This window comes from Aquabacter spiritensis (assembly GCF_004346185.1).
Taxonomy (GTDB): Bacteria; Pseudomonadota; Alphaproteobacteria; order Rhizobiales; family Xanthobacteraceae; genus Aquabacter; species Aquabacter spiritensis.
Genome location: NZ_SMAI01000016.1, coordinates 1 through 12,068 on the forward strand (window position 1 = coordinate 1; position 12,068 = coordinate 12,068).

Here is a 12,068-nt window from a genome sequence, read left to right on the forward strand (position 1 = left end):
CCGGCTGCCTGAACTCCTGCCATGGAATTGGGCCGCGGCACCCCATCAGGATCAAGCCGTAGCTGCCTGACTGCGGCCTACGCCGGATGCGTACCAAGCACTCGTCCTCCACCGAAGTTCGGACGATCGAGGAAACGACCCCATTTGCCCAGGCGGCTCCATGCGGAAGTGGCGAGCAATCTGCCGCCTGGACCTACCAAGGCGGACCGAAGATGCCTGGGGGACTTGCACCTGTCAGGCGGAACGACAGTGCTTGGGGGAACTGCACCTACCAAGGCGGACCGAAGTCCCAGCCGTGGACATGCAAGTCACACGTCTGCAAGTGACACATCAGAGAGCCTGCGGCCACCTGTTAAGGACTACCCACTCTCTATTTTGGGAACCCGTAACCCTCCCCGATCGCGCGATGGTCGGGCGCGCTCGCGCTATTAGCCGTCGGTCTTGGAGACAGCCCCACAAACACCTTGCGTCGGCCTGTGGCAGCGAGGCGTTCGAAGTTCGGCGTCTCCAAGGTGCGAGGCCTCAACGATCCCCCGTCGCCAATCATTCGGCGTCGCAACAATGGCAGAATTATCCATGACACCCGCGAGCGGCTCTGTGCCGAATTTGGCCATATGCGCCGCAACCAATGCGATCCGCTCCATTCCCGGCAGTCGCCGGGGGCTGCTCATGCTTGGCTTGACCGCGCTTGGTCTGGGCCTCGTCTTCAAGTGGAACTGGCTGGTGGTCGCCGGGATCGCGCCGCTTCTTCTCACTGTGCTGCCTTGTATTGTCATGTGCGCGCTCGGCATGAGCAAGATGTCGGGTGGATCAGCCGGCTCACGGCCATCCCCGGGTGATAATGCACCGGAGCCCGCGCCAACCACAGCGGACGCGAGCGATCGCTTGCCCGAACGGTCGGCTTTCGCCTCTTCTCGGACGCCGTTGACTTGGCCGCGGTTGGTTCTCTTCGTGCAGCCTGCGACGATGACCGCGACCACCGTTGCAGGTTCACTCGGAATACCAAGTGTTCGGGCAAGGTCATTCGCCGTTCTGAATGGTAGGATGCGGTCGCGCACCTCAACCGATGTTGCCGAGTGCTGGGAACGTCGTCAGCATCCAAATGGCGATCTCCTGCAGGCGACCCGTCATCATCAGAATGCCGACGCCCACCATCACTACCCCAGCGCTGATGTTGAGGACCGTTCCGGCGCGCCGCATGCGTTTCAGGACTGCGGCCGCGCTGCCGAAGAACAGTGCTACAAGCAGGAACGGGATGCCGAGGCCGAGACCGTAGGCGCCAAGGAGCACCGCTCCATTGCCCGCCGAGGTTGCCGTGACGGTGAGGATCGAGGCAAGCACGGGGCCGATGCAGGGCGTCCAGCCAAAGCCGAAGGCTATGCCGAGAAGATAGGCCCCGAAAGTGCCTCTGATCTGCTTCGGCCCGCGCCAGCGCCGATCCGCGATCAGTGCAACGGGCAAACGTAGCAGTCCTGTCATAGCGAGACCGAAGACGACGACCAACGCGCCACCGATCAGGTTCGCCTCCATTTGGTACCGTTGCAGAATTCCGCCAAGGGCCATGGCACTGAGCCCAAGCAAAACAAAGACGGTGGTAAAGCCGAGCACGAAGTGGAGCGCGGGTCCTAGAACATGGAGCTGACGTGTCCTTCCGTCACTCGCAGCGCAGTCTGCTCCTCCCGCGACATAGGACAAATAGCCCGGCACCAGCGGCAGTACGCAGGGCGACAGGAAGGAAATGGCACCGGCTAACACAGCCGTGGCTATCCCAAGCAAAGACACGTCTATGACGGCCACGTCAGTTCCCCTCACGGCTCGGTCGCTTCTGGACCGGAATCGTCGCCCTCGCCGACCAAAAGGGGCCTGCGATCAGTAGGACGACGCCAATCGTTATCATCGTGTCCGCCATGTTGAAGGCCGGCCAGTGCCAGCCGCCGACATGGAAATCGAGGAAATCGGTGACGGCACCTTGACGTATCCGGTCCAACACATTGCCCGCTGCACCGCCGGCAATCAGGCCGAGACCAATCGTCTCGGAAGGCCTTGCAGCATTCATGGCCCACACGAGAAGTCCGGCGACGATCACCATCTTGATTCCGGCAAGCAACAATGGGCGATCAAGGAAAAGCTCGCGGAACATCCCGAAGCTGACCCCCGTGTTAAAACCGAGCGTCAAATTGAAAAATGGCGCGATCTCGATCGTGCGTGGCGGCTCCAATATAAAGTCGACGATCAGCCACTTCGTGACGAAATCGACCGCGAGGGCAGCAGTTAAAGCACCACCGGCCAATGCACTTCGACGAATCAACCTCGGATACGCCACGATTATTCAGTCCTCATTGTTGAGCCGTTCTCTGCGGCCAGTGCATTTGTGCTCAATCGAGAGCGTACCGGACCGGCCCGAGCTAGCTACCCGTCGCCTTCTGGAGGAATAGGCCTAGGTCGAATCGAGTCGAATGTTGCCAAGCTTTGCCCACATGGCAGCGGATAGCGTGTGTGGTTCATCCGGCGATCAGGCGCCGGAGCTTCGCAAGCTGGACGTCTTCGCTCTCATGGGGGTCGAGGGAGCTCACGAATCGACCGTCACGATCCATCAAGTAGACGATCGCATTGTGATCCATTGTGTAGCCGCCGCTCTCCAACGGAACCTTGCGAACGAAAGCCTTGTACGCCTTCGCGATCGCCTCGGTTTCGGCCACGCTTCCGCGCAACGCGACGAAACGTGGATCGAAGGCCTCCATGTATTGGGAGAGCAGGTCCTGAGTGTCGCGATCCGGATCCACGGTGATGAACACCGTGCTGAGCTTGTCGGCGTCGCGGCCCAGCTTCTCGAAATGCATCGTAAGTTCGGAGAGCGTCGTTGGGCAGATATCCGGACAATTGGTGAACCCAAAGAACACCAGGAACGGCCGTCCATGAAGGTCGGCATCGGTCAGTACCGTTCCCTTGTGCGTCGTGAGCCGGAACGGGCCGCCAATGTCGGGAATATCGGAACCGGTCTGCACGGGCGGTGATTTTTGAATCGGAAGGACGCCGCTCGCCACCCCGGCAACCGCGATGCAGGCCACGGCGACGAGCCCCCACAAGGCGATACGGATCATGCGCATACGATTCATGGCTGCTTACCGCCATGGCCGTAGTGGGTTCCCGGGGCGGTCTCGGCACCAAGATCTTGGACGGTGAACAAGACCATGATCGATGCAGCTTTCTCGAAGTTCGAAAGCGCGGGGAATGTCTCACCTGCAACACGCCGTTTGGCACGTTGAACCGCGGAGGGGAGCGCCAGGGCGTTTGATCGCGTCAAATTCCTATCTTTCCTTCCCCGGATTGCCAGCCTGCCCGAAACGCAGCAGCCGCAGCGCGTTGCCGGTGACCAGCACTGTTGCGCCGGTATCCGCGAGGATCGCCATCCAGAGTGGCGTCGTCCCAAGGAGCGTCGTCACCAGGAAGACGCTCTTGAGACCAAGGGCGAGCGCGATGTTCTGCCAGATGTTGCCCAGGGTTGCCCGGGACAGGGCGACCAGTTCCGCAACGCCGGTGACACGGTTCCTCAGCAGCGCCGCGTCAGCCGTCTCGAGCGCGACGTCCGTGCCGCCTCCCATGGCAATGCCAACCGAAGAGGCGGCGAGCGCGGGCGCATCGTTGATCCCGTCCCCGACCATGGCGATCGGGCCCTCGCTCTTGAAAGCCGCGATCGCATCGAGCTTAGCATCCGGCAGCAACTCGGCCCTGGCCTCAAGACCGAGCGCGCCGCCGATCGCGGCTGCGGCGCGTGCGTTGTCACCCGTCAGCATGATCGAACGGATGCCAAGCGTCCGTAGCCTAGCAAGACCCTCCGCCGCATCCGCACGCGGCTCGTCGCGCAAGGCGATCAGACCGATCAGCCGCGCGCCCTCGCTGACCACCACGACGGTCTTGCCCTCTCCCTCAAGCGTCTCGATCCGCGCCAGCACCTCCTCCGGCACACCGCCCTGTTCCGCGGCGTGCCGGGGTGAGCCGACCGAGACGAAGCCGGATTTGAGGCGTCCGGTCACTGCCTTGCCCGGCGTTGCAATGCCGGCGCCGAAGGCCCTCGGGATATCGAGGCCACGCGTCTCGGCCTCGGCGACGATCGCCAGGCCGAGCGGGTGGCTGGTGCTGCGTTCGACGGCCGCGGCCTTCGCCAACACGTCGGCCTCCATCCCCGCGATCGCGATCAGGTCCGTGACCTGCGGCCGCCCCACGGTCAGTGTGCCGGTTTTGTCGAAAGCGACCGTCTTCACTTTGCCAAGCGTCTCCAGCGCGGCGCCACCCTTGATCAGAAGGCCACGCCTCGCCCCGCTCGCGAGGCCCGAGGCGATGGCGGCGGGGGTCGAGATGACGAGGGCACAAGGACAGGCGATCAGCAGCACCGCCAGCCCGCGATAGATCCAAGTGAACCATTCGGCGCCGAGGAACAGCGGGGGCACCAACACCACGAGCGCGGATACCACCATGGCGCCAGGCGTGTACCAGCGGCTGAAGCTGTCGATGAAACGAGCGGTCGGCGCCTTCGAACCCTGCGCCTCCTCGACCATGTGAATGATGCGGGCGATCGTGTTGTCGGAAGCCGTCCGGGTGATCTCGACGCGAAGTTCGCCATTGGCATTGATGCTGCCCGCATAGACGGTCGATCCGACCTCCTTCGCGACCGGGATGGATTCTCCGGTCACCGGTGCCTCGTTGACCTCCGACATCCCCTCGACGACGATGCCGTCCGAGGGCACGCGGTCGCCGGAGCGCACCACCACGATGTCACCGAGCCCCAACGCCTCGACCGGCACCGTCTCGACCTCGAAGCCGCGCGCCCGGCGTGCCGTGCGCGGCACGAGGTCGATCAGCGCTTTGATGCCCGCGCGCGCCCGCCCGGCGGCGACACCCTCCAGAAGTTCGCCCACGGCGAAGAGGAAAACCACCACGGCGGCCTCGCCCGCCTCACCAATGGCAACGGCGCCAATCGCGGCGATCGACATCAAGGTCTCGATGCTGAACGGCGTGCCCGACATGGCGCCGGTTATCGCTCGCCTGCCGATCGGCACGAGCCCGATCAGGGTCGCGGCAATGTAGGCCCAGTCCGACCATGCCGGTTCGAAATGCGAGACGACATAGGCGAGCGCGAGAATGGCACCGGTACCGATGACCAAGTGGCCTTTGCGCGACGACCACCACGCGCTCTGCCCTCCTGCATCATCGCGGTCGTTCGCGGAACCCGCAGGTCCATCCACCGGCGTGTAGCCGAGCGCTCGGATCTTGGCCTCGATCGTAGCGCGAGAGGTCCGGTCTGCGTCGAGGGTGAGGGAAAGCGCCCCCTGGCTGTAATTGACAGCGACGTCCGCGACACCCGGCAGCCGCTGCATGGCTGTTTCGATCTTCGCGGCGCAGGCACCGCAGTCCATGCCTTCGATCTTCAGCTTCAGGGTACTGGCGGCAACCATCTCGTCACCTCGACAAGTCCAACGTGACCTCCCATATGCACCCTGTACCAACTACAGGGTCAATGCACGATGGACGCGTATCTGGCGATCGGCGAGCTGGGACGGCTGACGAACACCAAGGTCGAGACAATCAGGTACTACGAACGCATCGGGCTCCTGAGCGCGCCGGCGCGAACGTCGGGCAACTACCGCGCCTATGGGGCGGAACACCTGAATCGGCTGAGCTTCATCCGAAGGTCGCGCGACCTCGGCTTCTCGCTCGATCAGGTCCGCGCGCTGCTCGACCTTGCAGACGAACGTGAGCGGCCTTGCGAAGCCGTCGACGCGATCGCCAGGAAGCACTTGGCGGAAGTTGACAGGAAGATCGCCGACCTGCGTGCCCTGCGTCGTGAGCTCGACGGCATGATCAAGCAATGCCATTGCGGCACGGTCGCCGAATGCCGCATCGTCGAGGCATTGTCTCCCTGAACTTTCCCTTCCCCGCATCGGCCGTGAATGCCGGATTCTCGGCGCCAGGTCTCAGTGGGCGTGATCGTGCGTCGCCTAGCGTTCCTGGGTGACGAGGCCTGTGTCAATCAACCTGCGAAGGTGATGGGAAAGCGTGGATGCCGGGATCCCGTGCTTCTCCTGAAGAGTGGCGACACTCAGGCCCGCCCCGCCTGCTCGGACGAGGGTGCGATAAAGGTCGAGGCGGGTGGCAGCGAAACCGCGGAAGCGGAAATCCTGGAAGAAAGGATTGCCCTGAACGTCCGATGTCGTCACCCCCGGGATATACTGAAATAGCCCGTCCGTGACGGAGAAGGTGAAGAGGCGCTGGACATCCTGTGCGCTGACCGCGTTCACCGGGTCAGGCACCTTGTCCGCAGCTATGCCGGTACCGTGGAGTGGAGACGTGTCGACCACCTGAACCGCAGGCAACTCAATGACTCCTCCTGCCGCGGGCGGTGCAGTCGCGGACTGCGCCCGTGCCTCCTCTGGAAGCAGCGTCACGATGGGCAGTCCACCACCCGCAAAACCCAGCGCCACGCCAATTGTGCGCCAAGACGTCAGCCCTCTCATCTCACGCCCTTTCGTCTCCTCCGGCCCGGCAGGTTGCTCCTGCGGATCGAGACATCAGGGCGCAGCGTTTCGCTTCCGGTATTTTCTCGCCCACCTTCGAGCGCAGAGTTTGGCAAGCACGCAACCGACACCATGAGATCAACCAGCCCCGGTGGCCATGTCGTAAAGGAGCTTGAAATTGAGGGCGAGGATGAGCGACGCCACGATCCAGGCGAGGATGGCGACCTTCCTGGAGATGACGAAGTCACGCATCTTTCGCCGATCGGAGACGAACTGAACCAGCGGAAGCACCGCGAAGGGAAGCTGCATGGACAGCACCACCTGGCTGAAGACCAGGAGTTGGGCCGTTCCCCTTTCACCATAGATCGCCGTGACGATGATCACGGGAATGATGGCGATGCCGCGCGTGAGGAGGCGGCGGGCCCAATGGGGTATCCGCAGGCGCAGGAACCCCTCCATGACGATTTGCCCGGCGAGCGTCGCCGTGACCGTCGAGTTCAGACCGGAGGCCAGCAGCGCCACGGCGAACAGGACCGACGCGATTCCGAGGCCGAGAAGCGGCGACAGAAGCTCGAATGCCTGTCCGATCTCCGCGACGTCTTGGTGCCCGGTGCCGTGGAACGCCACCGCCGAGACGATCAGGATCGCACCGTTGACGAACAGCGCCAGCATCAAGGCGATGGTGGAGTCCACCGTCGCCCACTTGATGGCGTCCCGTCGGCCGTGCTCGGTGCGCTGATAGGCCCGTGTCTGCACAATCGAGGAATGAAGGTAGAGATTGTGCGGCATGACCGTCGCCCCGATGATGCCGATGGCGACATACAGCATCTCGGGATTTGTCACGATTTCCGGCGAGGGTATGAAAAGTCCTTCCAGGATGGCATGGACCGGCGGGGCCGCGGCCGCAATCTGGATGGCGAAGCATCCGAAGATGATGACCAGCAGGGCGATGACGAACGCCTCCAGGAAGCGGAAGCCCTTGTTCATCAGGAACAGCAGCAGGAACGCATCCAGCGCCGCGATGAGCGCGCCGCCGATCAGCGGGATGCCGAATAGGAGCTGAAGGGCGATGGCCGTGCCGATCACCTCGGCGAGGTCGCATGCGATGATCGCCAGTTCGCAGGCGAACCACAGCACGTAGTTCACCGGCCGCGGGTAGTAGGCGCGGCATGCCTGGGCCAGGTCGCGATCCGTGACGATTCCGAGCCGGGCCGCGAGCGCCTGGAGCAGGATCGCCATCAGGTTCGAGAGCATGATGACGAACAGCAGCGTGTAGCCGAACTGGGCGCCGCCGGCGAGATCGGTCGCCCAGTTGCCGGGATCCATATACCCGACCGAGACCATGTAGCCCGGCCCCAGGAAGGCGAGGAGGCGTCGTCCCCATGATGCGGCGTGCGGAACCGCAATCGACGCATGGACCTCCGGCAGGCTGGGGCGGTCCTCGTCGGAAATGCGCGAGAATTCCATGGCGGGTCGCGAGGCGGTGGCGGCCTGAGAGTCGGACATGCGAGGTTCCCGGCGAGCAGGATAAAGTGCAAGCTGATAATTTGAGCTTTTACTCATAAATATTCAATATGCTATATTTGATGGCGTCAACTCAAAAGTTGCAGGGGTTGGCGGTGCATACGGCTGTCGCGCATTCGATCTGCCCTAACGTCAATTGAAAAAATTGAGCCTATGCTATAATTCTATGGTCAGGTTCGAACCGAACGTTCATCGACAAGGAGGCATCATTGCCGCGCACCAGCCGCTCCATCCCCCGGGAGGCCCCGTTACCGGATGCTGGTGTTCAATCGGAAGGTTTCCGCGAGACGCGGAAAGCTCGAAGGGGAGCTCTTGTCGAGGATTATGTCGAGCTGATCGCCGACCTGATCGACGATGGCAATGAGGCTCGTCAGGTCGACATCGCCGCCCGTCTTGGAGTGGCACAGCCTACGGTCGCGAAGATGCTCGCCCGTCTCGCGGTGGACGGGCTCGTTTCTCGCAAGCCCTATCGCGGCGTGTTCCTCACGGAAGCGGGCCGCAAGGTGGCGGACGAAAGCCGGGCACGACACAGGGTCGTGGAGGACTTCCTGCGATCGCTCGGCGTGAGCGAAGAGGTGGCGCGGATCGATGCGGAGGGTATAGAGCATCATGTGAGCGCCGAGACCCTCGAAGCCTTCCGCAAGGCGATGACCCGCGGACGCTGACGTCTCCAGGCACGCTTTGATCGCAGTCGAACGCGTATCGGGCGACGGCTCCCGCTATGACGGCTTGTAGCCCAGAAGCCGCAAGGCATTCAGCGTCACCAGAACGGTCGCGCCCGTGTCGGCCAGGATGGCGGGCCACAGGCCGGTGATCCCGATCACGGTGGTCACCAGGAACACCGCCTTCAGCCCCAGGGCGATGGTGATGTTCTGCCGGATGTTGCCCATGGTGCGGTTCGAAAGGTCCACCATCGTGGCAACGTCGGAGACCCGCCCGTGAAGGATGGCGGCATCGGCGGTTTCCAGCGCGACGTCGGTGCCTCCGCCCATGGCGATGCCCACGTCCGCCGCGGCGAGGGCCGGAGCATCGTTGATGCCGTCGCCCACCTTGGCCACGACGAGGCCCTGGGACCTCAGTTCACCGACGATGCGCTGCTTGTCCTCGGGCAGCAATTCGGCCCGAACCTCAATGCCGAGCTGGCGTCCGATGGCTTCCGCCGTTCGGCGGTTGTCGCCGGTGAGCATCACGGTGCGCAGGCCCGCATCCGCGAGCATGCGGAGACCGCGGAGGGCATCGGGACGCGGCTCGTCGCGCATGGCGATCGCGCCGGCGATCTCCCCGTCCACGATCAGAACCGACACCGTCTTGCCTTCGTCGTTCAAGGCGGTGATCCGCGACGTCGCCTCCGATGGGAGCGGGACGTGCTCGCCCGCCGCCTTCGGGGAACCGAGGAAGACCTGGAGTCCTTCGACGGTTGCGGTCACACCCTTGCCGCCCAGCGCCTTGCCTTCGTCTGCGAAGGGCACCACGATGCCATCCGCTTCCGCCTTGTCGAGGATTGCCTTGGCAAGCGGGTGGCTGGAGCCGGTCTCCAGGGCGGCAGCCAGCCTGAGGACGTCCTGCTCGCCACGGCCGAAGCTGATGACATCGGTCACCTTGGGCTTGCCCTCGGTGAGGGTGCCGGTCTTGTCGAAGCAGGCGGCGGTGATCTTCCCCAGCCCTTCCAGGACGGCACCGCCCTTCATGAGAAGGCCCCGGCGCGCTCCGGCGGAGAGCCCGGCCGCGATGGCGGCGGGAGTGGAGATCACCAGGGCGCACGGGCAGCCGATCAGGAGGATGGCGAGGCCCTTATAGATCCACTCGTCCCATCCTCCACCGAACAGGAGCGGCGGGACGACCGCGACGAGGGCCGCGACCACCACCACGCCGGGCGTGTAGTAGCGGGAGAAGCGGTCGATGAAGCGTTCGGTCGGCGCCTTCGATTCCTGAGCCTCCTCCACGAGCTTCACGACACGGGCGATGGTGTTGTCCTCGGCGGCGGCGGTCACGCGGATCCGGAGGGCGGCATCGCCGTTCACGGTGCCCGCGAAGACGTTGGCATCCACGCCTTTCCGAACGGGGGTGCTCTCGCCGGTGACCGGCGCTTCGTCGATCGCGCTCTCTCCGGAGACGATCATGCCGTCCGCGGGAATGCGGTCGCCCGGTCGCACGAGGATGACGTCACCCACTGCAAGGTCTTCGGCCGGAACCTCCCGGGTGCCGCCATCCCGCTCCAGCAGCGCCGTCTTGGGAACGAGGGCCGTGAGGGATTGAATGCTCGCCCGCGCCCGCCCTGCGGCGACTCCCTCCAGCAGTTCCCCGACCAGGAACAGGAAGACGACGGCGGCCGCCTCCTCGGCGGCCCCGATGACGACGGCGCCGACGGCGGCGATGGTCATCAGCATCTCAATGGTGAAGGGCATGCCCATGCGCGCTGCCATCACCGCGCGGCGGGCGATGGGCACCAATCCCACGAGCATGGCAACGATGAAGGCCGGAGCTTCGATGGACGGGACGAATGTGCCGACGGCGAAGGCGGCCGCGAGCGCGAGTCCGCTGAGGATGGTCAGCCGCGCCTTGCCTGATCTCCACCACGGCCCTTCCGTCGGGCCATGGTCGTGACCATGCAAGTCACCGCTTTGCGTATCGCTCCCGTGATGGTGGTCATGGTGCTCATGGCCATCATTGCCGTCGTGATGGTGATCACCATCACCCGGTCCGCGCGGCATCGACTGCGCCTGCGCTCCACCGTCGGCGCGTTCCTGGTCGCCGCGATGAGGTCTCTCCTCGATCGGAGCGAGTTGATAACCCAAACTGGTGACGCGCTCTCGCAGGGCAACGAGATCACTATGGGGCGCATGGCGAACCGACAGGGTTCCCGCGGTGACGGAGACCGCGACTTCTTCCACGCCCGGAATCCGGCTCACGGCCGCGTCGATCTTCGCCGCACATGAGGCGCAGTCCATCCCGCTCACCCGAAAGCGAGTCTGGAGGAGAGGAGCATTCATGGGGTGCCCTTTCGCATCGTTCCGGGGGACCCTACATCCTCTAGCGACTAGAGGAGCAAGCGGAATGTCCAGGGACGTTTCCATCGGCGCAGCGGCGAAAGCCAGCGGCGTGAAGGTGCCCACGATCCGGTTCTACGAGCAGATCGGGCTTCTGCCGTCCCCGCCCCGAACCGAAGGCAACCGAAGGCTCTATGGCGCATCCGATCTCCGTCGGCTCGCCTTCATTCGGCACGCACGCGAGCTCGGGTTCGAGATCGACGCAATTCGGACCCTGCTGGTCCTTCAGGATGATCCGGATCAATCCTGCGACGCCGCGGACAAGATCGCACGCGCCCGTCTCGGCGAGGTGGAAATGCGCATCGCCAGCTTGGCCGCGCTCCGGAAAGAGCTCCAGCGCATGATCCAAGGATGCGCTCACGGCACCGTCTCGGAGTGCCGCGTCATCGAGATTCTGGCGGACCATGGTGAATGCCGACACCACCATCAATGATATTGTAGATCATTGATGAAAATCGGAGCTGGAGCGAGCGAAACCGTCACGTTGCTCTTGGGGCCAAAATGACGCGCTCGGGATCGATTGTCTTGACACTGCGTGAGGCTTGGGGTCTTTCTCAGGCCATGCGTGGCACCCTCGCACATGTATTCCGTACGAATCTTCGCCCGGCGATCCGCCGGGTGGTGATGTCGCTCGTGATGCTGTGCTTGGCTTTCGGCCCGCTGGCAGGTGCCCTTTCCGCGCACCATGTCGACGATGGCGACGTCGTGATCGCTCTCTCCGATGGAGCTTCGCAGGACGTCGTGATCGTCAAGAAGGCGCCGGATCATCCGGCGAACCTGCCTTTCGTCGATCATGACTGCCATGGCTGCTCCACGGCGATGATCGACGTCCCGGCCGACGTTGCCCCCATGTACTTGCAGCTCCCGGTTCAGGCGCCGCCGGTGCATCTGGTCGAGGGCCGCGTCCCCGGCGCCGACTTCCGACCTCCCAAAGCCTGATCCTTCCGCACGTCGCGCGCTGACGCCCTGCGTCGGCCAATGCAGC

10 protein-coding genes and 1 pseudogene are annotated in these 12,068 nt (G+C 63.9%); 4 read left to right on the forward strand and 7 right to left on the reverse strand.

Annotation, left to right across the window (positions count from 1 at the left end; all coding sequences use genetic code 11):
• Window positions 1–1,059 precede the first annotated feature (1,059 nt).
• The 4 genes from EDC64_RS19915 to EDC64_RS19930 all read right to left on the reverse strand — a co-directional run bounded on the left by EDC64_RS19915 (window position 1,060) and on the right by EDC64_RS19930 (window position 5,453).
• Window positions 1,060–1,797, reverse strand: coding sequence for a cytochrome c biogenesis CcdA family protein (locus EDC64_RS19915; RefSeq protein ID WP_132034672.1), 738 nt, complete (start codon window positions 1,795–1,797; stop codon window positions 1,060–1,062).
• A 1-nt stretch (window position 1,798) separates the two neighbouring features.
• Window positions 1,799–2,323 carry a signal peptidase II gene (gene lspA, locus EDC64_RS19920; protein WP_132034674.1) on the reverse strand — a complete coding sequence of 175 codons (525 nt, stop codon included), beginning with the start codon at window positions 2,321–2,323 and terminating at the stop codon, window positions 1,799–1,801.
• 178 nt (window positions 2,324–2,501) lie between these two features.
• Window positions 2,502–3,101 (reverse strand): SCO family protein, encoded by a 600-nt coding sequence (locus EDC64_RS19925; protein WP_245504803.1) that lies wholly within the window; start codon window positions 3,099–3,101, stop codon window positions 2,502–2,504.
• Between the two features lie 207 nt (window positions 3,102–3,308).
• The gene (locus EDC64_RS19930; RefSeq protein ID WP_132034679.1) at window positions 3,309–5,453 is read right to left on the reverse strand and encodes a heavy metal translocating P-type ATPase; all 2,145 of its coding nucleotides are present in this window, start codon (window positions 5,451–5,453) and stop codon (window positions 3,309–3,311) included.
• A gap of 69 nt (window positions 5,454–5,522) precedes the next feature.
• Here EDC64_RS19930 and EDC64_RS19935 point away from each other — a divergent pair, with 69 nt between their 5' ends.
• Window positions 5,523–5,921 carry a MerR family transcriptional regulator gene (locus tag EDC64_RS19935; protein WP_132034681.1) on the forward strand — a complete coding sequence of 133 codons (399 nt, stop codon included), beginning with the start codon at window positions 5,523–5,525 and terminating at the stop codon, window positions 5,919–5,921.
• A gap of 78 nt (window positions 5,922–5,999) precedes the next feature.
• On the opposite strand, the pseudogene EDC64_RS24095 reads toward EDC64_RS19935, so the two are convergent.
• Together EDC64_RS24095 and EDC64_RS19945 are read right to left on the reverse strand one after the other, a co-directional pair.
• Window positions 6,000–6,512, reverse strand: a pseudogene (locus tag EDC64_RS24095) (ArsR/SmtB family transcription factor); the annotation flags it as partial.
• A 138-nt stretch (window positions 6,513–6,650) separates the two neighbouring features.
• Window positions 6,651–8,018, reverse strand: coding sequence for an Nramp family divalent metal transporter (locus tag EDC64_RS19945; protein ID WP_132034683.1), 1,368 nt, complete (start codon window positions 8,016–8,018; stop codon window positions 6,651–6,653).
• A gap of 227 nt (window positions 8,019–8,245) precedes the next feature.
• Here EDC64_RS19945 and mntR point away from each other — a divergent pair, with 227 nt between their 5' ends.
• On the forward strand, window positions 8,246–8,701 hold the full coding sequence (gene mntR, locus EDC64_RS19950) for a manganese-binding transcriptional regulator MntR (RefSeq protein ID WP_132034685.1): 456 nt from the start codon (window positions 8,246–8,248) through the stop codon (window positions 8,699–8,701).
• 54 nt (window positions 8,702–8,755) lie between these two features.
• Here the strand turns inward: mntR and EDC64_RS19955 are convergent, their stop codons facing one another.
• Window positions 8,756–11,026 (reverse strand): heavy metal translocating P-type ATPase, encoded by a 2,271-nt coding sequence (locus EDC64_RS19955; RefSeq protein ID WP_132034864.1) that lies wholly within the window; start codon window positions 11,024–11,026, stop codon window positions 8,756–8,758.
• A 64-nt stretch (window positions 11,027–11,090) separates the two neighbouring features.
• Between EDC64_RS19955 and EDC64_RS19960 the strand changes: the two genes are divergently transcribed.
• Entirely contained in the window at window positions 11,091–11,516 is a 426-nt protein-coding gene (locus tag EDC64_RS19960; RefSeq protein ID WP_132034687.1) for a MerR family transcriptional regulator, read from the forward strand.
• A gap of 92 nt (window positions 11,517–11,608) precedes the next feature.
• The gene (locus EDC64_RS19965; protein ID WP_132034689.1) at window positions 11,609–12,022 is read left to right on the forward strand and encodes a hypothetical protein; all 414 of its coding nucleotides are present in this window, start codon (window positions 11,609–11,611) and stop codon (window positions 12,020–12,022) included.
• Window positions 12,023–12,068 lie beyond the last annotated feature (46 nt).

What these genes read in the sequence shown, in the direction of transcription:
- EDC64_RS19935 (WP_132034681.1), top strand. Translation starts at nt 5,523, where the DNA reads ATGGACGCGTATCTGGCGATCGGCGAGCTGGGACGGCTGACGAACACC.
- EDC64_RS19925 (WP_245504803.1), bottom strand. Translation starts at nt 3,101, where the DNA reads ATGATCCGTATCGCCTTGTGGGGGCTCGTCGCCGTGGCCTGCATCGCG.
- EDC64_RS19930 (WP_132034679.1), bottom strand. Translation starts at nt 5,453, where the DNA reads ATGGTTGCCGCCAGTACCCTGAAGCTGAAGATCGAAGGCATGGACTGC.
- EDC64_RS19945 (WP_132034683.1), bottom strand. Translation starts at nt 8,018, where the DNA reads ATGTCCGACTCTCAGGCCGCCACCGCCTCGCGACCCGCCATGGAATTC.
- EDC64_RS19960 (WP_132034687.1), top strand. Translation starts at nt 11,091, where the DNA reads ATGTCCAGGGACGTTTCCATCGGCGCAGCGGCGAAAGCCAGCGGCGTG.
- EDC64_RS19955 (WP_132034864.1), bottom strand. Translation starts at nt 11,026, where the DNA reads ATGAATGCTCCTCTCCTCCAGACTCGCTTTCGGGTGAGCGGGATGGAC.